The 20,264-nt window shown below is 67.6% G+C and carries 23 protein-coding genes; 15 read left to right on the plus strand and 8 right to left on the minus strand.

The window, feature by feature from the left end:
- Positions 1–13 precede the first annotated feature (13 nt).
- Both ROJ8625_RS03580 and ROJ8625_RS03585 read left to right on the plus strand, forming a co-directional pair.
- Positions 14–556, plus strand: a complete 543-nt coding sequence (locus tag ROJ8625_RS03580; RefSeq protein ID WP_143535028.1) for a cupin domain-containing protein — start codon at positions 14–16, stop codon at positions 554–556.
- A 70-nt stretch (positions 557–626) separates the two neighbouring features.
- Positions 627–1,805: an acetyl-CoA C-acyltransferase family protein gene (locus ROJ8625_RS03585; protein ID WP_085790450.1), complete on the plus strand. Its 1,179-nt coding sequence runs from the start codon at positions 627–629 to the stop codon at positions 1,803–1,805.
- 24 nt (positions 1,806–1,829) lie between these two features.
- Here the strand turns inward: ROJ8625_RS03585 and ROJ8625_RS03590 are convergent, their stop codons facing one another.
- On the minus strand, positions 1,830–2,393 hold the full coding sequence (locus ROJ8625_RS03590) for a putative glycolipid-binding domain-containing protein (protein WP_234984154.1): 564 nt from the start codon (positions 2,391–2,393) through the stop codon (positions 1,830–1,832).
- Positions 2,394–2,611: 218 nt separating this feature from the next.
- Here ROJ8625_RS03590 and ROJ8625_RS03595 point away from each other — a divergent pair, with 218 nt between their 5' ends.
- On the plus strand, positions 2,612–5,122 hold the full coding sequence (locus ROJ8625_RS03595) for a response regulator (protein WP_085790451.1): 2,511 nt from the start codon (positions 2,612–2,614) through the stop codon (positions 5,120–5,122).
- A gap of 3 nt (positions 5,123–5,125) precedes the next feature.
- Here the strand turns inward: ROJ8625_RS03595 and yaaA are convergent, their stop codons facing one another.
- Positions 5,126–5,893, minus strand: coding sequence for a peroxide stress protein YaaA (gene yaaA / locus ROJ8625_RS03600; RefSeq protein ID WP_085790452.1), 768 nt, complete (start codon positions 5,891–5,893; stop codon positions 5,126–5,128).
- Between the two features lie 204 nt (positions 5,894–6,097).
- Here yaaA and ROJ8625_RS03605 point away from each other — a divergent pair, with 204 nt between their 5' ends.
- The 3 genes from ROJ8625_RS03605 (at position 6,098) to ROJ8625_RS03615 (ending at position 9,358) form a co-directional block, all read left to right on the plus strand.
- Entirely contained in the window at positions 6,098–7,057 is a 960-nt protein-coding gene (locus tag ROJ8625_RS03605) for a fatty acid desaturase family protein (protein WP_085790453.1), read from the plus strand.
- A 61-nt stretch (positions 7,058–7,118) separates the two neighbouring features.
- Complete coding sequence (gene accD / locus ROJ8625_RS03610) at positions 7,119–8,087, plus strand: acetyl-CoA carboxylase, carboxyltransferase subunit beta (RefSeq protein ID WP_085790454.1); 969 nt, start codon at positions 7,119–7,121, stop codon at positions 8,085–8,087.
- The gene (locus ROJ8625_RS03615) at positions 8,084–9,358 is read left to right on the plus strand and encodes a bifunctional folylpolyglutamate synthase/dihydrofolate synthase (protein WP_085790455.1); all 1,275 of its coding nucleotides are present in this window, start codon (positions 8,084–8,086) and stop codon (positions 9,356–9,358) included. The genes accD and ROJ8625_RS03615 overlap by 4 nt, the downstream gene beginning before the upstream one ends.
- A gap of 331 nt (positions 9,359–9,689) precedes the next feature.
- Here ROJ8625_RS03615 and zapE read toward each other — a convergent pair whose 3' ends face one another.
- Genes zapE through parA form a run of 3 tightly spaced genes read right to left on the minus strand, consistent with a single transcriptional unit; the run spans position 9,690 to position 12,302 of the window.
- The gene (gene zapE / locus ROJ8625_RS03620) at positions 9,690–10,778 is read right to left on the minus strand and encodes a cell division protein ZapE (RefSeq protein ID WP_085790456.1); all 1,089 of its coding nucleotides are present in this window, start codon (positions 10,776–10,778) and stop codon (positions 9,690–9,692) included.
- The gene (locus ROJ8625_RS03625; protein ID WP_085790457.1) at positions 10,771–11,613 is read right to left on the minus strand and encodes a DUF6206 family protein; all 843 of its coding nucleotides are present in this window, start codon (positions 11,611–11,613) and stop codon (positions 10,771–10,773) included. The genes zapE and ROJ8625_RS03625 overlap by 8 nt, the downstream gene beginning before the upstream one ends.
- A gap of 50 nt (positions 11,614–11,663) precedes the next feature.
- On the minus strand, positions 11,664–12,302 hold the full coding sequence (parA, locus tag ROJ8625_RS03630) for a ParA family partition ATPase (protein ID WP_085790458.1): 639 nt from the start codon (positions 12,300–12,302) through the stop codon (positions 11,664–11,666).
- 191 nt (positions 12,303–12,493) lie between these two features.
- Between parA and ROJ8625_RS03635 the strand changes: the two genes are divergently transcribed.
- The 5 genes from ROJ8625_RS03635 (at position 12,494) to ROJ8625_RS03655 (ending at position 15,942) form a co-directional block, all read left to right on the plus strand.
- Entirely contained in the window at positions 12,494–13,117 is a 624-nt protein-coding gene (locus ROJ8625_RS03635; protein WP_234984155.1) for a hypothetical protein, read from the plus strand.
- 96 nt (positions 13,118–13,213) lie between these two features.
- On the plus strand, positions 13,214–14,326 hold the full coding sequence (locus ROJ8625_RS03640) for an S-(hydroxymethyl)glutathione dehydrogenase/class III alcohol dehydrogenase (RefSeq protein WP_085790460.1): 1,113 nt from the start codon (positions 13,214–13,216) through the stop codon (positions 14,324–14,326).
- A 33-nt stretch (positions 14,327–14,359) separates the two neighbouring features.
- Positions 14,360–14,722, plus strand: a complete 363-nt coding sequence (locus tag ROJ8625_RS03645; RefSeq protein ID WP_085790461.1) for an ACT domain-containing protein — start codon at positions 14,360–14,362, stop codon at positions 14,720–14,722.
- Positions 14,715–15,206, plus strand: coding sequence for a GNAT family N-acetyltransferase (locus ROJ8625_RS03650; RefSeq protein ID WP_200813269.1), 492 nt, complete (start codon positions 14,715–14,717; stop codon positions 15,204–15,206). The genes ROJ8625_RS03645 and ROJ8625_RS03650 overlap by 8 nt, the downstream gene beginning before the upstream one ends.
- A gap of 22 nt (positions 15,207–15,228) precedes the next feature.
- The gene (locus tag ROJ8625_RS03655) at positions 15,229–15,942 is read left to right on the plus strand and encodes an NYN domain-containing protein (RefSeq protein WP_085790462.1); all 714 of its coding nucleotides are present in this window, start codon (positions 15,229–15,231) and stop codon (positions 15,940–15,942) included.
- A 7-nt stretch (positions 15,943–15,949) separates the two neighbouring features.
- On the opposite strand, the gene ROJ8625_RS03660 is transcribed toward ROJ8625_RS03655, so the two are convergent.
- The 3 genes from ROJ8625_RS03660 to ROJ8625_RS20920 all read right to left on the minus strand — a co-directional run bounded on the left by ROJ8625_RS03660 (position 15,950) and on the right by ROJ8625_RS20920 (position 17,173).
- The gene (locus tag ROJ8625_RS03660) at positions 15,950–16,567 is read right to left on the minus strand and encodes a TetR/AcrR family transcriptional regulator (RefSeq protein WP_085790463.1); all 618 of its coding nucleotides are present in this window, start codon (positions 16,565–16,567) and stop codon (positions 15,950–15,952) included.
- 66 nt (positions 16,568–16,633) lie between these two features.
- Positions 16,634–16,801: a hypothetical protein gene (locus tag ROJ8625_RS20915; protein WP_159456713.1), complete on the minus strand. Its 168-nt coding sequence runs from the start codon at positions 16,799–16,801 to the stop codon at positions 16,634–16,636.
- 207 nt (positions 16,802–17,008) lie between these two features.
- Complete coding sequence (locus ROJ8625_RS20920; RefSeq protein WP_159456714.1) at positions 17,009–17,173, minus strand: hypothetical protein; 165 nt, start codon at positions 17,171–17,173, stop codon at positions 17,009–17,011.
- 176 nt (positions 17,174–17,349) lie between these two features.
- Between ROJ8625_RS20920 and ROJ8625_RS03665 the strand changes: the two genes are divergently transcribed.
- The 4 genes from ROJ8625_RS03665 to ROJ8625_RS03680 all read left to right on the plus strand — a co-directional run bounded on the left by ROJ8625_RS03665 (position 17,350) and on the right by ROJ8625_RS03680 (position 20,258).
- Entirely contained in the window at positions 17,350–18,276 is a 927-nt protein-coding gene (locus ROJ8625_RS03665; protein ID WP_085790464.1) for an AEC family transporter, read from the plus strand.
- Positions 18,277–18,343: 67 nt separating this feature from the next.
- A complete protein-coding gene (gene fghA, locus ROJ8625_RS03670) occupies positions 18,344–19,174 on the plus strand; it encodes an S-formylglutathione hydrolase (RefSeq protein ID WP_085790465.1) in 831 nt (276 codons plus the stop codon).
- Positions 19,174–19,641 (plus strand): YaiI/YqxD family protein, encoded by a 468-nt coding sequence (locus ROJ8625_RS03675; protein WP_370738464.1) that lies wholly within the window; start codon positions 19,174–19,176, stop codon positions 19,639–19,641. The genes fghA and ROJ8625_RS03675 overlap by 1 nt, the downstream gene beginning before the upstream one ends.
- Positions 19,638–20,258, plus strand: coding sequence for an HAD family hydrolase (locus ROJ8625_RS03680; protein ID WP_085790467.1), 621 nt, complete (start codon positions 19,638–19,640; stop codon positions 20,256–20,258). The genes ROJ8625_RS03675 and ROJ8625_RS03680 overlap by 4 nt, the downstream gene beginning before the upstream one ends.
- Positions 20,259–20,264 lie beyond the last annotated feature (6 nt).

Below are 20,264 nucleotides of genomic sequence, written 5' to 3' on the forward strand. Positions count from 1 at the left end.
CGGAGAGACGACCATGGCCAGCCTTGCCAAGACGAACCCCGATCCCGAAACGCAGACGCTGCTGTTCGCAGACGACGGCGTCGTGCCGAACAACCCGGACCTGCCGGTCCTCGTGATCCGCGCGGCGGTCGACCCCGAGGCGGGCGATTCCGCAATCCGCGCGCTCTACGAAGCGAATGGCTGGCACAATACGTGGACGTCGACGGTCTTCGACTACGAGCATTACCACCACGACGCGCACGAGGTCCTGACCGCCGCATCGGGCTGGTCCGACCTCAGGATCGGCGGCCCGTCCGGAGAGACGCTCCGCGTCAACGCGGGTGATGTGCTGATCCTGCCTGCGGGTGTCGGCCATTGCCGCATCGCGCAGAGCGACGACTTCGCGATCTGCGGCGGCTATCCGAAGGACCAGCCCGCAGGCACGATCCTGCGCGCCCCCGAGGATCGGCGCGAGTCGCATATCGCCGACATCGCCGCGCTGAGCCGACCGGACACGGATCCGATCTTCGGGGAGAACGGCCCCCTCGTGGTCCACTGGGGCGGGCCGGACCGCTGACGCGTCGTCCGCGCTGACAATCGATCCGCGGCCCGGCATAGTCGGCCCCGACACGGGAAGGAGAATCCTCATGCGCGACGATATCGTCATTCTCTCGGGCGCCCGCACCGCGATCGGCACCTTCGGCGGCAGCCTCGCCGGCACGCCGCCGATCACGCTCGGCGCGACAGCCACCAGGGCCGCGCTGGAGCGTGCGGGCCTCGACGGCGGCCAGATCGGGCAGGTCTTCTTCGGCCACGTCATCAACACCGAGCCGCGCGACATGTACCTGTCGCGTGTGGCGGCGATGGATGCCGGCGTGCCCGACACCGTGCCGGCGATAAACGTCAACCGACTGTGCGGATCCGGCGCGCAGGCCATCGTGTCGGCCATCCAGGCCGTTGCCATGGGCGACGCCGACATCGCGCTGGCCGGCGGCGCCGAAAACATGTCGCGCGCGCCGTACATCGTGCCCGAACAGCGCTTCGGCGCCAAGATGGGCGACGTGAAGACGCTCGACATGATGCTGGGCGCGCTCAATTGCCCGTTCGGCACGGGCCACATGGGTGTCACAGCCGAGAACGTGTCTGACGAGCACCAGGTGAGCCGCGAGGACCAGGACGCGTTCGCGATGGAAAGCCAGCGCCGCGCGACTGCCGCGCGGGATGCCGGCTACTTCAAGGATCAGATCGCGCCCATCGAGGTCCGCGTGAAACGCGACATGGTCCCCTTCGACACCGACGAGCACATGAAGGAGACCTCGCTCGAGAAACTCGCGGGGCTGAAACCGGTCTTCAAGAAGGACGGCACCGTGACCGCGGGCAACGCGAGTGGGATCAACGACGGCGCGGCAGCGATCACGCTGGCCACCGCGGACGCGGCCGAAAAGGCCGGCGCGACGCCGCGCGCCCGTATCATCGGCTACGCCCATTCCGGTGTGCGCCCCGAGGTCATGGGGATCGGGCCCATCCCGGCGGTCGAGCGACTGCTGAAAAAGACTGGCCTCTCGGCCGAGGATTTCGACGTGATCGAGTCGAACGAAGCGTTCGCGGCGCAGGCCATCGCCGTCAATCGCGGGCTCGGCCTCGACCCGGCCAAGGTCAACCCGAACGGCGGCGCGATCGCGCTCGGTCATCCCGTTGGGGCGACCGGTGCGATCCTGACGGTCAAAGCGCTCTACGAGCTGGAGCGTACGGGCGGCCGCCGGGCGCTGGTGACGATGTGTATCGGCGGCGGACAGGGCATAGCGCTGGCGTTCGAGCGCATCTGAGCCAAAGGCGAAGCGCGGGGCGGCTCACACCGGGCCCTGCGCTTCCCACAAGCCGGGGTACTCGGTCACGAATCCCGAGGATGCGACCCGCAGATCGGTGGAAAACCCGGTCTGCTCCGCCGCGTAGTGCACGATGCCGCCGCGCCCGCGCGTGTAGCGTTGATCGAGCGGCCCGAGCGGAGCGCCCGGGGCACTCAGCCAGGCCGCGCGGACCGACACGCCGCCGATCTCCGGCATCCGGCGGATCGGCATTAGGTTGGTGGCCGGCGTGAATGAGAGATCGATGTCGACCGCATCGTCGAGCCCGTCCTGCCGCTGCTGGTTCAGCGTCCATGTCGGGCCCTCGCGCACGATGTGAAGGGCGACCCGCGTGCCGTCCCAGATACCGGTGACGTCCGCGCCGAGCGTGTGCCAGTCCGGATCGCATCGCACGAGGTAGTCGATCCGGCTTTCGCTGCCGGCTGCCCGGAACCGCGCATGGCCCAGCAGCATCCAACCGTCATCGTGCTGACGCACGAGCCGACAGGAATCGCGGCCTTCCCGATCGAGCGCGCGCCAGCGGATCTCGGCCACGGTTTCGCTGATCATGCGTCGGACCTCGCACCACGAGTCGGGCGGGTGCCAGAGATGCAGGCGGTTGGGTGACAGTTGAGACGGCGGCGCATCGTGTTCGGTCCTCGAAAGCGCGACATCCGCATGGTGCCACGAGGGTGTGTCATGGTGCAACGCAGGGAACCGCAACGCACCGTTAGGACGATGTTCACCGACTTCCGCGCACAACCCCGCGTGCAGTCACGGAGGCGGACATGTCGCTTGCCCGCAAGCTTGCCGAGGAACGCCGCGCCCGGCTCGCCGCGGAGCTCTTGCTGGAACAGAAGCGCGCCGAACTGACCGAGGCGAACCGCAAGCTCGGACTGCACGCGCGCAGCCTGAGCGAAGAAATCTCGGAAACCCGGGCGCGCGCTGCAAGTGTCGAGCACGAGAACGTCCGCGTCCGCTCAGAACTGGGGCAGACGACCGAACGTCTCGCGCTGATCGAGGGACAGCTCTGGCAGGCGCTCGACTCGATCCGCGACGGGTTCGGCCTGTGGAACGCAAAGGGGCGGCTCGAACTGGCGAACCGCGCCTATCTCGGGATGTTCGACGGGATCGTTACCGCCGGGATCGGCGCACACTACACCCATTTCGTCGACCTCTTGATCGATGAGGGGATCGCGGACCTTCAGGCCGAGCCCCCCGAAACGGTGCGCGCGCGGCTGTGCCGCGGCTGGCAGGACCCCGAACCGGAGCCGGTCAACGTCCGGCTGTGGGACGGCACCTTCCTCAAGATCCACAACCAGCGCACGCCCACGGGCGGGATCGTCAGCCTCGTTGCCGACATGACCGACCTCATGCGCATGTGGGCGGCCGTGCAGGAGCTGCCCGACGGGTTCGTCCTCTACGACAGCGAGGACCGGCTCGTCACCTGCAACGCCCCGTATCGCCGGATCTACGCGGACAGCGCGCCGGCGATCCGGCCCGGCGCCACCTTCGAGGAGATCCTGCGCTACGGCCTGGCGCGGCAGCAATACGCCGACGCGATCGGCCGGGAGGAGGCCTGGCTCGAAGACAGGCTCGCCCGCCACCGCGCGCCGGAATGCGAGATCGAGCAGATGCTGGCCGATGGCCGCTGGCTGCGGATCTACGAGAAGCGGACCACCGATGGCGGCCGGGTGGGCCTCCGGGTCGACATCACCCAGCTGAAAACCGTGCAGCGCGATCTCGAACGGGCGACGGAACGGGCGGAGGCCGCAAACCGCGCGAAATCCGCGTTCCTCGCCAACATGAGCCACGAGATCCGCACGCCGATGAACGGCATCCTCGGGATGGCAGAGCTGCTGATGGACACGCGGCTCGCCGACGATCAACGCGTGTACGCAGAGACCATCCACAGTTCGGCAGAGGCGCTTCTCGACATCATCAACGACGTGCTCGACTATTCCAAGATCGAGGCGCAGAAGCTGACCCTCCGGTCCGAAGAGTTCGACCTCGAACAGATCTTGCACGATGTGGTGCTGCTCGTGCTGCCGGCGACGCGCGAAAAGGGCCTCGCACTGCTCGTCGATTACGACCTGTTCCTGCCCACACGCTTCACCGGCGATGCGCCGCGGATCCGGCAGGTTTTGATCAACCTCGTCGGCAACGCGGCAAAGTTCACAATGCGCGGACAGATCGTCATCCGCGTGACCGGCATGGTCCGCGATGGACGGGCGACCGTGCACGTAGCGGTCGAGGATACCGGCATCGGCATCCCAGAGGACAAGCTCGGCCACATCTTCGGCGAGTTCAATCAGGTCGAGGACGAGAGAAACCGCCGGTTCGAGGGCACGGGGCTGGGCCTCGCGATCTCGAAGCGTCTGGTCACCCTGATGGGCGGCGAGGTCTGGGTCGAGAGCCGCGCAGGCGAAGGCTCGTGCTTCGGGTTCCGCATCGACCTTCCGACAGACGAGGTCGACGGCATCCCGCGCCCGCCGGTCCCGGCCTTTCTGCGCCGCGCGCTGATCGTGGAGCCGAACGCGCTGAACGCCGAAATCCTGAGCCGCCAGCTCGGCGCGGCGCGCATCGCGTGCGACACCTGCACCACGGGCGACGCCGCGCTGTCGCGTGCGCCGGACTGGAACGTGGCGATCGTCTCGCAGGATCTGGGTGACATGACCGGCACCGATCTCGTGCGGACATGGCGCGCGCGGGGCCTGAGCGCGCCAGTCATCCTGATCGCCGGCACGACCGGAGACACCGCGCCGCCTCTGACAGAGAACGCGTCGTTCGCCGCGACTCTTCAGACGCCGACCCCGCGCCGCGCCTTGTTCCACGCGCTGCAGTCTCTCGCTCCACCTGAAGCGACCTCCCACCACGATGGCACGCCCGAAACCGGGGCCGGAGCTGCTGACGCCCGGATCGACGTTCTGCTGGCCGAGGACAACCGCACGAACCGGCTGGTCTTCTCGAAAATGGTGGCAGACGCGCCGGTCGCCTTGCGTCACGCGCGCAACGGATGCGAAGCGGTCGCGGCGTTCCGCGAGAAACGGCCAGACCTCATATTCATGGATGTCTCGATGCCGGAGATGGACGGCCGCGAGGCGACCCGCGCGATCCGCGCCCTGGAAGGCGACGCGCCCCGCGTGCCGATCGTCGCCGTCACCGCCCACGCCATGGAGGGCGACCGCGAAACCATCCTCGCGCACGGGCTCGACGATTTCCTCAGCAAACCGCTGCGGAAGGACGCGCTTTTCGCAGTGCTGGAGCGCTATGGCGCGACATTGCCCGACCGGGCCTGACCGTCACTCCGCCGGACGCACGAACACCGGGCGGCCGGGCTCCGACAGATCGTCACGATAGGCATAGCCGCCGGCATCGAAGTCACGCAGCGACGCCGGATCGGTCAGCCGGTTCTGCACGATGAAACGCGCCATCGCGCCACGGGCGCGCTTGGCGTAGAAGCTCACGACCTTCGGGGTTCCGTTCTTGTCTTCCATGAATTGCGGCGTGACCACGTCGAGCTTCAGCGTACGGTCGGGCACAGCGCCGAAATACTCCTGACTTGCGCAGTTCACGAGCGTCCCGGTGCCGACCGCCTCTGCCTGATCGTTCAGCGCTTTCGCAAGCTGATCGCCCCAGTATGCGTAGAGCGTCTCGCCCCGCCGCGTGTGCAGTTTCGAGCCCATCTCGAGCCTGTAGGGCTGGATCGCGTCGCGGGGCCGCAGAAGACCGTAGAGACCGGACAGGATCCGCAGGTGATCCTGCGCCCACGCCATCTCGTCGGCGTCGAGCGAGCCGGCCTCGAGCCCTTGGTAGGTGTCCCCGGCGAACGCGAGGGCGGCGGGACGGACATCGGCCTCGGCCGGCGTTTCGGCGTAGGCGCGAAAGCGGTCGCGATTGAGCCGCGCAAGATCGTCGGACAGGTCCATCAGGGCCTTCAGGTCGCGCAGCGGCAGGTTGCGGGCGGTCTTGGCCAGGCGCAGCGCGTCGTGCGCGAAGGCGGGCTGCGTCGTGTCCACCCGTCGTTCGGTCCAGTCGAGCCGCTTGGCCGGCGAAATCACGATGAGCATCCGGTCCTCCGTGTCGTCCGCTTCGACGTCACGGTCTAGCCCGCCGGGCCAAAGGTGCAAAGCCGCCGAAGTGCCGCGCCCGGGCCGCCGGACGACGCGACGCAACGTTCCGCGCGCCGTGATTTGACAGGATCGTCGCCGCGGGCGCAGGCTATTCACGCGCGCGGGTATTCGAAGGGCGCCCGCGCCTGCGGGAGACACCAGATGACACCGGGCAAGGCATTCTTCACCTCAGACGAGATCCGAGGGCTTTCCGCCCGCTCTGACGCGTGGGGCGTGTGGCTCGTGATCCACTGCTGGGGCCTCATCCTCGCCGCCGCCGCGGTCTTTGCCGTCTGGCCCAACCCGCTGACCTTTCTTCTTGCCGTCGTCGTCATCGGGTCGCGACAGCTCGGCCTCGCGATCCTGATGCACGAGGCGGCACACAACGCGCTTTTCAAAACGCGCGCGATCAACGAATGGGTCGGAGAATGGCTCTGCGGACGGCCGATCATCGCCGACCTGCCGGAGTATCGCCACTACCACCTGACCCACCATCGCTACACGCAGACGGAACGCGACCCCGACCTGCGCCTGTCGAAGCCGTTTCCGACGACCCCCGCATCGCTGCGCCGCAAACTGATCCGCGACCTGACCGGGCAGACCGGCATCAAGCAGCGCGCGCAACAGATCATGTTCGCGTTCAAGATGGCCGGCGAAGTCGAAGGCCAGCCATCGAGCCAGGACCTCGCCCAGGCGTTTTCCGGACCCGTGATCGGCCGCGCCATCATCGCGAACGCCGTGCTCTTCGCTGTGCTCTGGGCAATCACCGGGCTCTGGTGGTCATGGTTCGCGTTCTGGGCGCTGCCGCTGCTGACTTGGTTCCAGGCGGTTCTGCGGATTCGCAACATCGCCGAACACGGCGCGGTCGAGTTCTCGGACGATCCCCTGCGCAACACGCGGACGACTCGCGCGACGTGGCTGGAACGGCTGCTCGTCGCGCCCTACTGGGTGAACTACCATCTCGAACACCACCTCGTGATGCACGTGCCGGCGCACAACCTTCCCAAGCTTCACCGGATGATGATCGAAAAGGGTCACGGCGAGCGCATGCAGGTTGCGCCGAACTACCTCGCCGTGCTGCGCGCGGCCTCGTCTCGTCCCGCGGCCGCTGCCGCCGCTTGATTGCATTCGACCCGTCCGCGGCTTAAGTCCTGCGCCGACACCGAGCCGCAGGACACCCGCGATGAACTGGATCTCGAACTACGTCCGCCCCCGGATCAACTCGATCTTCTCGCGCCGCGAAGTTCCCGAGAATCTCTGGACCAAGTGCGACAGCTGCGGAACGATGCTGTTCCACCGTGACCTGTCGGACAATCTGCATGTCTGCTCCAATTGCGGACATCACATGGGCATCACCCCGCGCAAGCGCTTCAAGGCGCTGTTCGACGGCGGCATGTATTCCGAGATCGCGGTGCCCGAACCGGTCGCCGATCCGCTGCAATTCCGTGATCAGAAACGCTATCCCGATCGCATGAAGGCGGCGCAGAAAGCCACCGGCGAAAAAGAGGCGATGCTGGTTGCGCAAGGCGAGATCGGACGCACGCCGATCGTCGCGGTCGCCCAGGACTTTTCGTTCATGGGCGGGTCGATGGGCATGTTCGTCGGCAATGCCATCATCAAGGCCGCGGAAGAGGCCGTGCGGCTGCGCCGGCCGCTGGTCCTGTTTTCCGCCGCCGGTGGCGCGCGCATGCAGGAGGGCATCCTGTCGCTGATGCAGATGCCGCGCACGACCGTCGCCATACAGATGCTGCGCGAAGCCGGCCTGCCCTACATCGTGGTGCTGACCCACCCGACGACCGGGGGCGTGACGGCCTCCTACGCGATGCTCGGCGATATCCAGATCGCAGAGCCGGGCGCGCTCATCTGCTTTGCCGGCCCGCGCGTGATCGAACAGACGATCCGCGAGAAGCTGCCCGAAGGCTTCCAGCGCGCGGAATACCTGCTTGAGCACGGGATGCTCGACCGGGTGACGGACCGGCGCAAGATGCGTGACGAGCTGATCGTGGTGCTGCGCATGCTGCTCGACATGCCGCCGCCGGTCTGGGGCGAGCTGCCGCCGCCAGAGAGCATCGCCGAGGAAACGCCCCAGATCGGGGACGAGAGCGAAACGACCGACGCGCCGGCGCGCAAGACCGCCGCCGGCCGGGAATGAGCGGGGTCGGCTCGGACCACATCCTGTCGCGGATGATGGCGCTTCATCCCAAGGTCATCGATCTGACGCTCGACAGGGTCTGGCGCCTGCTTGAGCGGCTGGACCATCCCGAACGGCGCCTGCCGCCGGTGATCCACGTGGCGGGCACGAATGGCAAGGGCTCGACCCAGGCGATGATCCGCGCGGGGCTCGAGGCCGAGGGCCACCGGGTTCACGCCTACACCTCGCCGCACCTCGCCCGGTTCCACGAGCGTATTCGCGTCGCCGGCGACCTCATTTCCGAACCGGCGCTGATCGAGGTGCTGGACCGGTGCTACGCGGCCAATGGCTCGGACCCGATCACGTATTTCGAGATCACGACCTGCGCCGCGCTGCTCGCCTTCGCCGAGACGCCGGCCGACTTCACGCTGCTCGAAGTCGGGCTCGGAGGCCGGCTCGACGCGACGAACGTGATCGATTGCCCGGCGGCAACCGTCATAACGCCCGTGGCGCTCGACCATCAGCAGTATCTCGGAGACACGTTGACCGAGATCGCGACCGAAAAGGCCGGCATCCTGAAACGGGGCGTGCCCTGCATCGTCGGGCCGCAAGCGGACGAAGCTCTGGACGTGATCGAGGCACGCGGCGCGAAACTGGGCGCGCCGCTACATATTCATGGACAGCACTGGCACGTCGCCGAAGAGCACGGCCGCCTTGTCTTTCAGGACGAGACCGGGCTTCTGGACCTGCCGCTGCCTGTGCTGCCCGGCCGTCACCAGATCGACAACGCCGGCGCGGCGTTGGCCGTCCTGCGATGTCTCGGAACCGGCGAGGCGGGACCGGACGCAGCGATGCGGCGCGCGGAATGGCCGGCGCGGTTTCAGCGGCTGCGCCATGGCCCGCTCGCGGACGCTGCACCCGAGGCGGAACTCTGGCTCGACGGCGGACATAACCCCGCCGCCGGCGCGGCTCTGGCTGCCCACCTCGCAACCTTGCCCCGGCGCCCGACGCGGCTGGTCTGCGGAATGCTCAACACGAAGGATATCCGCGGCTTTCTCGCCCCCTTCGCCGGCGCGGTCGACGACCTGATCGCCGTGCCCGTCCCCGGCGAGGCGAATACCCTGCCCGCCGAGGACACGGCAGCGGCGGCCGATGCCGCCGGGCTCGTTGCGCACACCGCGAACGACGCGTACGACGCGGTGTCCCGGATTGCCGCGGAAACACCGCAGGCGCGGATCCTCCTGTGCGGGTCACTCTACCTTGCCGGGGCGGTCCTGCGGGAAAACGGGTGACACCAGGCCGCGCAGGCGCTTGATAAGACTCGCAGATCTGCCACACATCTTGTTGGCGAAATGTGCTCGCCGTCATTCTGCTTGATGTTGATACTATATATTGACTGATTCGGGCGGATATGGCACATCTAGGGCAACATCGGTGGACAGATCCTAGATGGGCATCCACCGGCGGGGGACGGTCACGACAAGGCACGATACGGGGATTCCTCCCGCGCGGCGCGATTTGCGGCGCGCGCTCCGGACAGGCCGTCCCCGGTAATCAGGTCGGTTCCGGGAACAGGCGCCCGGGATCGCGAACGACAGGCGGAAACCGCTAACGGGCAGTCTCCTAGGGGTCCTTCGGGGCCCCGCTTTTTTCGTCCGCCCCCCACGCCTCCGACCTCATCTCCATCAATCGCGATGCGGTTCGCTCGAACTCGAAGGCACCGGCCCCCTCAATGTAAAGATAGTCCGGCTCGGCCGCCGCCGACACGATCAGGCGCGTGCCGGCCTCGTACAGGGCATCGATCAGCGTGACGAAGCGCTTGGCTTCGTTGAAGTTCTGCCGTCCCAGCCGCGGCACGTCCTCGAGCACGAGCACCCGCACCGTCTCGGCCAGCTTGAGGTAGTCCGCGGGCCCGAGCGCCTTGCCGCAGAGCTCGTAGAAGGTCGCGCGGGCCGCACCGTTGGAAAACCTCTGCAGCTCCAGCGTGCGCCCCTGCACCGAAAGGGTCAGCGCCTCCTCCTGCCCGCCGGACAAGCGTTGCCAGACGGCATCGATCTCGGACCGGGCGCGCGCGTCGTTCGGCGCAAAGTAGACTTCCGTGCCCGACAGGCGGTCGAGCCGGTAGTCGCGCGCGGCGGTCAGCTCGCGCACCTCCATGTTTTCCTTCAGAACCTCTATGAACGGCAGGAAGAGGTGGCGATTGAGCCCGTCCTTGTAGAGATCGTCCGGAACGCGATTGGAGGTCGTCACGACAACGCAGCCGGCAGCGAAGAGCTTCTCGAACAGCCGACCGACGATCATGGCGTCGGCGATGTCGGTGATCTGCATCTCGTCGAACGCGAAAAGCGTCACGCTGTCGGACACCCTCTTGGCCACGGGCGCGATCGGGTCGTCGCGGCCCTTCTGCCGCTCGGCGTGCACGCCGGCCTGTACTTCCTGCATGAAGGCGTGGAAGTGCACGCGGCGCGCCGGCACGTCCAACGTCTCGACGAAGAGGTCCATCAGCATGGACTTGCCGCGCCCCACTCCGCCCCAGAGGTAGAGCCCCTTCGGCGGCGGCGGCGGCTTGCGGAACAAGCCGCCCTTGCGCGGCTTGGCGAGTTCCGCGCGAATCCGCTCGAAGGCCGGCAGCGCCTCTTCCTGTGCCGGATCGGGTTCGAGCGCGTCCTCGGCCACGCGCCGGGCATAGAGCGCGGGAAGCGTCTCAGACATTCGGCTCGCCCTGCAGGCCGAGCAGGCGACGGAACCCGGTCCAGTATCCCGGCAGGCGCGGCGGCGCATCGAGCCCGGCCTGCGCCGCATCCGCCCAGGGACGCATTTCGGCGCGCGCGAACTCCCGCCCCCAGTCGAGGTAGGCGTCCGCGTGTTCGGGGCGCAGCCGGCAGGCCGAGCCGACGAGTCCGACCAGAGTCTCGGGCGGCGAATACCATTCGTCCTGAATCGCAGTGACCCGCCGCTGCAGCAGCGGGCCGACGATACGCATCAGGCGCTTGTCCGAGAATTGCAGCAGGAGTCGGCCCATCTCCGCGCGCGAATAGTGGATGAGCGGTGGGAAGGTGTCGAAGAACACCGCGCGGCCGTCGACGATGGCGAAGTTGCGGATCGACGGATGAAAGCCGATGCGCATCTCCTCGTCCTGCACGGCATGCCAGAACCGCGCGATGACCTCGCCCGCCGCCTGCAGCATCGCGAGGGTCTCGTCGCGCGGAGCTGACTGCATCAGCGGCCGCATCAGTGCCGTTTCGGGCAGGGCCTGCTGCACGATGACCGGCACCCGCGCGCCGTCGAGCGGAACGAGGTGAAACGACGTCTCGGGCATCGGCACACCGGCCCCGAGCAGCGCCGCGACGTAATCATCGTGGGCCGATGCGAGCCGATCGAGCGCGTCGGCATCGGGCAGCGCGCGATAGATCTTGATCACACGGTCCGAGAACGGTCCCGATGCCGGCCGGAACGGCGCGCAGAAATAACCCAGCCGCGAGATCGTGCGGCCCCGCGCTGCGTCGTCTGCGCGGATCAGCTCGGCCAGTGCGGCAACGTCGGTCATCGGCGGCTCCTTCGGATGGCCGGGGCTCGGCCCCGGTCGCGGCGCCCGGTCTACCCGCTCGCCAGAAGCTCCGCCACCTCCGCCGTCAGGGCATCGACCTCCGCGCGCGCCGGGGTCTTGGTACCCTCGGCCGCGCCGCGGCCCTGCCCCAGTGCCTCGGCGTAGACCACCCGGTTCGCGATCTGGGTCGCGGCGATCCGCGCCATCAACTCCTGCGCCTTCTCCCCGACATCGGCGCCGAGCCGCGTGTTGGCCCGCGCGCGATTGAGCACCACCAGCGCTTCCTTGCCCTCGCGGCGCGCGAGGTCCAGCACGCCTTCGGTCGCCCACAGGTCCACGTGGCTCATCGAAACGGGCACGATGACGAGGTCCGCCGCGCGCAGCGCGGGACGCAGGTCACTGTCGGCCTTGGGCGGCGTATCGATGATGACGATATCGTGCGCGCCGGCGAGCTTTCGCGTCTCGTAGGTGATGCCCCAGGCCGAGGACGTTGCGAACTCGAGGTCCGGCTCGCCGTCGGAGTCCTCGAGCCGGGTCATGAACCAGCGACCGAGCGACCCTTGCGGATCGGTGTCGATCAGGGCGACGGAGCGGCCCTGCCGCAGAAAGCCGGTGGCGAGATTGGCGGCGAGCGTCGTCTTGCCCGAGCCCCCCTTCTGCTGCGCCACGGTGATGACGGATCCGGTCATGTGCCCCTTTCCGCGGTGAAGTGTGACCGAACGGCATCTTGCACGCGCGAAGTGGCACTGGCCAGCGGCCGCGTGGCGATATTTCTGTTCCGTTGACGCGCAAACGCGTCAATGTCGTGCCGCGGTGAAGGGACGGACCGATGTGTGTTTGGCGAGTCTGGGCGGCACTGGTGTGTGCCACGAGTGTTTTCGTGACCGATGCGGCGGCCGGCGCGTGGCCGCGCGAGCGCGGCGCGTGGTTCGCTTCGGCCACCGTGAACCTCACATGGCCGCAGGATCTCGGCGACGTCGACCGCGCGGCGCCGGATGGGCGCTATGACGCGCTCTACCTCGAATACGGTCTGACGGACCGGATCACGCTCGGGCTCGATGTCGGCCGGTCGGTCTCGGGCGAGGCAAAGCTCGTCGCCTTCGCGCAGCATCCGGTCCTGCCCGCGGACGCGCCGCTGCGCGCCGCGGCGCAACTGGGTATCGGCAAGATCGACGATCGCGACGTGCTGCGCCCGGGCCTGAGCGTCGGGCGTGGCTGGGAGGGCGGATGGCTCTCGACCGATGCGCTTCTGGAGCAGCCCTTCGACGGCACCGGCGCGGACGTGAAACTGGATGCGACGTGGGGCCTGCGCCTGCGCGCCGATCGCAGGCTCATATTGCAGTTGCAGACCGGCAAGCAGACCGGCGATCCGGCCTTCGCACGTCTTGCCCCCTCGCTCGTCATGCCGCTGCGCGGTCCGCTCTCGGCAGAGGTCGGCGGCACATACGGCGTGACCGGAGACGACAGCGTCGGGCTGAAGCTGGGCCTCTGGGCCGAATTCTGACGCCGCCAATGCGCACCGATCCGTCGCTTTCGCCGGTTGCGGGAGGCAGCGCTTTCGCACAGTCTCCCGGCAGTTCAGGCACGGGAGTGAAGACCGATGAAGACGCGGGCCGCGGTGGCGATGGAAGCGGGAAAGCCGCTCGAGATCATGGACGTGAACCTCGACGGCCCGAAGGCCGGCGAAGTGCTGATCGAGGTCAAGGCGACCGGGATCTGCCATACCGACGAGTTCACCCGGTCGGGCGCGGACCCCGAAGGACTCTTTCCGTCGATCCTCGGCCACGAGGGCGCGGGCGTCGTTCTGGAAGTCGGCGAGGGCGTCACCAGCGTGGCGCCCGGAGATCACGTCATTCCGCTCTACACGCCGGAATGCCGTGAATGCGAATACTGCCTCTCGGGCAAGACGAACCTCTGCCAGGCGATCCGGGCCACCCAGGGCAAGGGCATGATGCCCGACGGCACTTCGCGGTTCAGCCTCGACGACGGCACGGTCCTGCATCACTACATGGGCTGCTCGACCTTCGCCAACCACACCGTTCTTCCCGAGATCGCGCTGGCCAAGGTCAACAAGGACGCGCCTTTCGACAAGATCTGCTACATCGGCTGCGGCGTGACGACAGGCATCGGCGCCGTGATCAACACCGCCAAGGCCGAGATCGGCTGCCGTGCCATCGTCTTCGGGCTCGGCGGGATCGGCCTGAACGTGATCCAGGGCCTGCGCATGGCCGGTGCGGATCAGATCGTCGGCGTCGACCTCAACCCCGAGAAGCGGTCGATGGCCGAACGCTTCGGCATGACCGACTTCGTGAACCCCAGGGACGTCGAAGGCGATCTTGTCGCGCACCTTGTCGAGCTGACCGGCGGCGGCGGCGACTACACCTTCGACGCGACCGGCAACGTCGGCGTCATGCGCACGGCGCTCGAAAGCGCGCACAAGGGCTGGGGCGAGTCGATCATCATCGGCGTGGCGCCCGCGGGCGCAGAGATCTCCACCCGTCCCTTCCAGTTGGTGACCGGCCGCGTCTGGAAGGGCACGGCCTTCGGCGGCGCGAAGGGTCGCACCGACGTTCCGAAGATCGTCGACTGGTACATGGCGGGCAAGATCGAGATCGATCCGATGATCACCCACACCATGCCGCTCGAGAAGATCAACGAGGGCTTCGACCTGATGCACGAGGGCAAGTCGATCCGCGCGGTCGTAACGTTCTGATCCGTGGCGGGGGTCGTCAGGGACACCGCCGCGATGATCCGCGGCATGCAACCCGCGCTCGGGCCCGGCGAATGGATTTTCGCGGGCTCGGACGATCCCGGACTGATGGCGCAGGCCCTCGCGACGTTCCGCGAGGACGAGGGCCTGTCGCTGATCCTGCCGCTCGAGGTCGCGCGCGCCGCGGGCCTCGATACGGCGCTGCCGATGCGGCGCATCGTGCTTCAGGTCAACTCTGCGCTCGACGGGATTGGGCTGACCGCGGCGGTCTCCACGGCACTAACCGAGGCCGGGATTGCCTGCAACGTGGTCGCCGCCCTGTGCCACGATCATGTCTTCGTGCCCGCTGCGGACGCCGAACGAGCGCACGCCGTCCTGACGGATCTTGCAGATGGCTGAGCTGTCGATCCGCATGGCGACCGAGGCGGACGCGGCCGCGCTCTGGCGGATCATGGAGCCGACGTTCCGCGCCGGAGAGACCTACACCGTTCCGCGCGACATCGCGAGCGGGGACGCGCTCGCCTACTGGTTCTCGGCAGCACACCGGGTGTTTGTCGTCGATGGCACAGACGGCCCGATCGGAACCTACATCCTGCGAGACAACCAGCCCGGCGGCGGCGATCACGTCTGCAACGCGGCCTTTCTCACCGCGGCCGAGGCCGAGGGGCGCGGCGCCGCGCGGGCGATGCTGACCCATGCGCTGGACACCGCGCGCGATGCGGGATACCGCGCGATGCAGTTCAACTTCGTCGTCGCCACGAACACGCGGGCGGTCGTCACGTGGGAGCGGGCCGGCTTCGAAATCGTCGGTCGCCTGCCCGGTGCCTTCCGACACCCGAACGAAGGCTTCGTCGATGCGCTGGTGATGTACCGCACGCTCTGATCCGTACGCCCGGGAGGCTGCCATGCCCGACGATACCAAGCTTCTTGCCGTCCTGATCGACGCAGACAACACCTCGCCGAAATACGCCAAGGCGCTCTTCGACGAGATCGCGAGCCTTGGCGAGGCCAGCGTGCGGCGCTGCTACGGCGACTTCTCCTCGAACCAGATGGCCGGCTGGTCCAAGGTGACCGCCGAATTCGGCCTCGTGCCGACGCATCAGCCGGCGAATACCGTGGGCAAGAACGCGTCGGACATCGCGCTGGTGATCGACGCGATGGACCTGATGCATTCCGGGCGCTTCGACGGCTTCTGCCTCGTGTCGTCCGACAGCGACTTCACCCGTCTCGCGAGCCGTCTGCGCGAGCAGGGCCTCGATGTTTACGGCATCGGCATGCAGAAGACGCCGGAGGCGTTCAAGAAGGCATGCAAGCGCTTCATCTTTCTCGAGAACATGGACGGCGCGCCGGAACAGTCGGGGCGGTCGAAGGGCACCACCCGCGCGACCGGGAACCTCGAGGAAGCGCGCAACCTCATCTTCAAGGCGATGGATTCGATCGAGCAGGACGACGAGTGGTTCACGCTCGGCCAGATCGGCCAGTTCATCACGGCGTCGAACCCGGATTTCGACACGCGCACCTACGGCAAGCGCAAGCTCTCGGATCTCGTGAGCGAACTGAAGGTGTTCGAGACCAAGCGCTCGCAGGGCAATCAGCTCTTGCTGCGGCGGGTCGACTGACCGGCGGTCAGGTGCCGTAGCGCGCCATGAACATCTCGACCGCGCCGTCGATGACCCGATCGAGCTCGGCCGGTTCGTAATCGTCCTGGATGCCGAAGGCGAGCTTGTCCCACAGACCCGCCTTGCAGAGCTGCGCGAACTGGTGCGCGGCGAGATCGAGATCGTCGATCGCGACTTCCCCACGCGTCGCCGCCCCCTGCAGGTAAGAGACGAGGTAGGTGTGGACGAGCTTCGGCCCGCACTCGAAGAATTCGCGACCGATCTCGGGAAACCGCTCTGTCTCCGAGACGCACACGCGGAAGATGCTTTGCCCGAGCGGCGACAGCACGAACCGCATGTAGCTGCGCGCCGCCACCGGCAGAACCTCGCGCGGGGGGCGCGTCAGGTCGACGCCCGACAGGACCTCGTCGGTCTGGAATTGGCACTGGCCGGTCGCGACCTCGAGGAACAGGAGCCGCTTGTCGGGAAAGTAGCTGTAGAGCGTGGCTTTTGACACGCCCGCCGCTCGGGCGATGTCGTCGACGCTGGCGCCTTCGTACCCGTCGCGCAGGAAGATGTCGCGTGCCCCGGTGACGACCTGGTCGAACTTGCGCCCCTTGCGGACCTTCGCGGCCTCGGCCGTCATATATCACCCCACACTTGCCGGCAGGCGACTATAGGACGCCGCAAGAGGCGCAAGCAATACGTGGCCTCATCCGAGACGCGACGTGTCCGGCGCGGGGGTCGGATCGACCGGACCGAACGGGCCGTCATCGGGCGGAAACTCGAGGAACGGCAGTTCGGGGAAGGTCCCTCCGGCAAGCGCGGGAGTGGACAGGGTCGCCGCAGCGGCGAGGATCAGAGCGAGCAGGAAGCGCATGATCGTATCTCCATGCGAGTTTGAATGGGTCCGGTGAGCCCAGTGGCCCGGGCGCAAAAATAAACTAAACTGTTTGGTTCAGCAATTCAAGAGAGGCGCGCCCGACCTGTCGCGCTGCGCGGCCAATTCATGCCGTCGGTCTGCCCCTTGGCTCCGGGTGGCCGGTCCAGTCTGCGTTGCCGAAGCGACGGCGCCGGCTGGCGCGTGTCACGAGCCGCGCGTGACCTGTTCGGCGGGATCTATCGGCGCCGGTGTTTGCGTCGGCGGGAAGGTCAAGAAAGGAAGGTCGAGGATGATGCCCTGCGCGGCTGTCTTTGACGGACCGGCCAGGGCGAACGCGGCCGCGAGGGCCAACACGAGAATGTTGCGCATGCGAAAACTCCATGCGTGAGAACAAGATTGGTCGGTACGAGGTAAATGTTTACGCAGCGTAAACTAATTATCCCGAATCAGCAATCAATCCGGCGCGATTCGCGCCGCGGCAACATTGCATCGCGATAATATCGGGCGCGATTGACGGTTCGGCGAAGGCTGCTACCAAAGCCGCCATGCTCGAGATCCTGCTCAAGACGCTTCCTTTCTTCGCCCTGATCGGTCTCGGCTACGGCGCGGGGCGAACGCGTTTTTTCACCGAGGAAGCGACGGCCTACCTGACGAAATTCGTCTTCTACTTCGCGCTTTCGGCGATGCTGTTCCGATTCTCCGCCAATCTCAGCATCGGCGAAATCTTCGATGCGCGACTCGCGGCGGCGTATCTGTGGGGCACCGCGTTCGTCTACGGTATCGCGACCGGGGTCGCGTTCTGGCGCGGCATGCGGGTCGAGGTTGCAGCGATCGAGGCGCAGTGCGCGGCGATCGGAAACACCGGCTTTCTGGGCGTCCCGATGCTGGCGCTTCTGCTTGGCGAGGCCGCCGTCGGGCCGATCATCCTGGTGCTGTCGATCGACCTGATCGTATTCTCGTCGCTTCTCGTCATCCTCGTCACCGGATCGCGTGACGGGCGGATGTCGCTCGGCGTCCTGCGGACGGTCGGCATCGGCCTGCTGAAGAACCCGATGATCGTCGCGATCGTCGCCGGGCTCGCGGTGTCCGCGGCGGCGCTGCCGATCCCCGCGGTGGCCAACGAGTTCCTGACCATTCTCGGCAATGCGGCGACGCCTGGCGCGCTGTTCGCCATCGGCGCGTCGCTGGCGTCGAAATCGGCCGAACGCCTCAGCGTTTCCGGCTGGCTGTCGTTCTGCAAGCTCGTGCTGCATCCCGCGCTCGTCGCGGCGGGTGCCTACCTCTTCTTCCGGGTCGATCCCTACGACGCCGCGGTCATCGTGTCGGCCGCCGCCCTGCCCGTCGCGGGTAACGTGTTCATCCTCGCGCAGCATTACGGCGTGGCGCCGCAGCGCGTGTCGGCTGCCATCCTGATCTCGACCGCCGCATCGATCCTTACGGTGTCGGCGGTGATCGCCGTCGTCGCGGTCTGAGCGCGCTTGCGCGGGCCGCGCGCATCGGGCACGGCTTGGCCGACAACCGAACGCGAGGGAGTTCCCGATGAAGACCGTTTCCGAAACCCGATGCTTCGGTGGCATTCAGGGCGTCTACAGCCATACGTCGGAGGCCTGCGCCTGCGACATGACCTTCGCGCTGTTCCTGCCCGAAGAGGCGCGAAGCGTCCCCGTGCCGATCCTGTGGTATCTCTCGGGTCTGACCTGCACGCACGAGAACGCCATGACCAAGGCCGGGGCGCAGGCCTGGTGCGCCGAGGCCGGCGTCGCGCTGTGCCTGCCCGACACCTCGCCGCGCGGCGCGGACGTCGCAGATGACGACGCCTTCGATCTCGGCCAGGGTGCCGGGTTCTACGTCAACGCGACCGAGGCGCCCTGGGCGCCGCACTACCGGATGTGGGATTACGTCACGCAGGAACTGCCCGCGCTGGTCGGCAGTGAGTTCGCCGTCGATCTCGACCGGCAATCGATCTTCGGGCACTCGATGGGCGGGCACGGCGCGCTGACCGTCGCGATGACCCTGCCCGACCGGTTCCGCTCGGTGTCGGCCTTCGCACCCATTGCGAATCCGACGGCCTCCGATTGGGGGCGCAAGCAGTTCGGCGCCTATCTCGGCAGCGACGAGAGCCGCTGGTCCGCCCACGACTCGACGCTCCTGATGCGCGAGTCCGGCTTTCCGGGCCCGGTCCTTGTCGACCAGGGCACCAACGACCAGTTCCTCGACCTCCTGAAGCCCGAAACGCTGGCCGAGGCGATGGCCGCGCGCCGACAGGAGGGCCAGTTCCGGCTCCAGAAAGGCTACGATCACAGCTACTTCTTCATGTCGTCGTTCATGGAGGATCACGTCGCCTTTCACGCGGAGGCGCTCTACGCGTGATCCTGTACGTCGATGCCGATGCCTGCCCCGTCCGGGCCGAGGCCGAGCGCGTGGCCACACGTCACGGCGCGGCGGTGCGCATGGTGTCGAACGGCGGTATACGCCCGTCGCGCAATCCGCTGGTGGAGATCGTCATCGTCCCGGAGGGGCCGGACGCCGCCGACCTCTGGATCGCCGACCGTGCCGGCGCCGGCGACGTCGTCGTGACCCAGGACATCCCGCTGGCGGCACGGTGCGTCGCGGGCGGTGCGCGGGTGCTGAAGCCGAACGGCGAACGGCTCGACCACGCCAATGTCGGACAAGCGCTGGCAACACGCGACCTGATGACCGACCTGCGCGCCGCCGATCCCTTTCGTCAGGGCGGCGGGCGGGCGTTTTCGAAAGCCGATCGCGCGCGCTTTCTCGACGCGTTGGAGCGCGAGATGCGGGCCGCCGCGCGGCACTCCGGCACGGGGCACACGCCATGAGCGTAGACGCGGTGATCTTCGATATCGGCAATGTCCTGATCGAGTGGCGCCCCGAGCGCCATTTCGACGCGGTGATCGGTGCGGAGCGACGCCGCGCGCTGTTTTCCGAGGTCGACCTCCACGAGATGAACGACCGCATCGACCACGGCCACGATTTCCGCGAGACGGTGGAAGCGACGGCCGCGCGCCATCCGGGCTGGGCGACCGAGATCCGGATGTGGCACGACGACTGGCTGCGCCTTGCCGGCCCCGAGATCCCGCACTCCGTGCGCCTGCTGCGGGCGTTGCGGGACAGCGGCGTCCCGGTCTTCGCGCTGTCGAACTTCGGCATCGGAACCTTCGCGCTGGCCGAGCCGGAATACCCGTTCCTGACGGAGTTCGACCGCCGCTTCATCTCGGGCCACATGGGCCTGGCGAAACCGGACGCCGAGATCTACGCGGCCCTCGAAGACGAATGCGGGCTGCCGCCCGACAGGCTCCTGTTCGTCGACGACCGCGCCGACAATATCGCCGCGGCCGAGGCGCGCGGCTGGCAGACCCACCTCTTCACGACGCCGGAGGGCTGGGCCGGGCGGCTGGTTGCGGACGGACTGCTTCCCGCGGAGCGGGCGGCCTAGCGCCGC

This window comes from Roseivivax jejudonensis, assembly GCF_900172265.1.
GTDB classification, from domain to species: Bacteria; Pseudomonadota; Alphaproteobacteria; order Rhodobacterales; family Rhodobacteraceae; genus Roseivivax; species Roseivivax jejudonensis.

Excerpts from the sequence above, each read along its gene's own strand:
- ROJ8625_RS03640 (WP_085790460.1), top strand. The coding sequence starts at position 13,214 with ATGAAGACGCGGGCCGCGGTGGCGATGGAAGCGGGAAAGCCGCTCGAG.
- parA (WP_085790458.1), bottom strand. The coding sequence starts at position 12,302 with ATGACCGGATCCGTCATCACCGTGGCGCAGCAGAAGGGGGGCTCGGGC.
- ROJ8625_RS03590 (WP_234984154.1), bottom strand. The coding sequence starts at position 2,393 with ATGATCAGCGAAACCGTGGCCGAGATCCGCTGGCGCGCGCTCGATCGG.
- ROJ8625_RS03580 (WP_143535028.1), top strand. The coding sequence starts at position 14 with ATGGCCAGCCTTGCCAAGACGAACCCCGATCCCGAAACGCAGACGCTG.
- zapE (WP_085790456.1), bottom strand. The coding sequence starts at position 10,778 with ATGTCTGAGACGCTTCCCGCGCTCTATGCCCGGCGCGTGGCCGAGGAC.
- ROJ8625_RS03605 (WP_085790453.1), top strand. The coding sequence starts at position 6,098 with ATGACACCGGGCAAGGCATTCTTCACCTCAGACGAGATCCGAGGGCTT.
- yaaA (WP_085790452.1), bottom strand. The coding sequence starts at position 5,893 with ATGCTCATCGTGATTTCGCCGGCCAAGCGGCTCGACTGGACCGAACGA.
- ROJ8625_RS03625 (WP_085790457.1), bottom strand. The coding sequence starts at position 11,613 with ATGACCGACGTTGCCGCACTGGCCGAGCTGATCCGCGCAGACGACGCA.
- ROJ8625_RS03655 (WP_085790462.1), top strand. The coding sequence starts at position 15,229 with ATGCCCGACGATACCAAGCTTCTTGCCGTCCTGATCGACGCAGACAAC.
- ROJ8625_RS03615 (WP_085790455.1), top strand. The coding sequence starts at position 8,084 with ATGAGCGGGGTCGGCTCGGACCACATCCTGTCGCGGATGATGGCGCTT.
- ROJ8625_RS03650 (WP_200813269.1), top strand. The coding sequence starts at position 14,715 with ATGGCTGAGCTGTCGATCCGCATGGCGACCGAGGCGGACGCGGCCGCG.
- ROJ8625_RS20915 (WP_159456713.1), bottom strand. The coding sequence starts at position 16,801 with ATGCGCTTCCTGCTCGCTCTGATCCTCGCCGCTGCGGCGACCCTGTCC.
- ROJ8625_RS03660 (WP_085790463.1), bottom strand. The coding sequence starts at position 16,567 with ATGACGGCCGAGGCCGCGAAGGTCCGCAAGGGGCGCAAGTTCGACCAG.
- ROJ8625_RS03595 (WP_085790451.1), top strand. The coding sequence starts at position 2,612 with ATGTCGCTTGCCCGCAAGCTTGCCGAGGAACGCCGCGCCCGGCTCGCC.
- accD (WP_085790454.1), top strand. The coding sequence starts at position 7,119 with ATGAACTGGATCTCGAACTACGTCCGCCCCCGGATCAACTCGATCTTC.
- ROJ8625_RS03645 (WP_085790461.1), top strand. The coding sequence starts at position 14,360 with ATGATCCGCGGCATGCAACCCGCGCTCGGGCCCGGCGAATGGATTTTC.
- ROJ8625_RS03585 (WP_085790450.1), top strand. The coding sequence starts at position 627 with ATGCGCGACGATATCGTCATTCTCTCGGGCGCCCGCACCGCGATCGGC.
- fghA (WP_085790465.1), top strand. The coding sequence starts at position 18,344 with ATGAAGACCGTTTCCGAAACCCGATGCTTCGGTGGCATTCAGGGCGTC.
- ROJ8625_RS03665 (WP_085790464.1), top strand. The coding sequence starts at position 17,350 with ATGCTCGAGATCCTGCTCAAGACGCTTCCTTTCTTCGCCCTGATCGGT.
- ROJ8625_RS03680 (WP_085790467.1), top strand. The coding sequence starts at position 19,638 with ATGAGCGTAGACGCGGTGATCTTCGATATCGGCAATGTCCTGATCGAG.
- ROJ8625_RS20920 (WP_159456714.1), bottom strand. The coding sequence starts at position 17,173 with ATGCGCAACATTCTCGTGTTGGCCCTCGCGGCCGCGTTCGCCCTGGCC.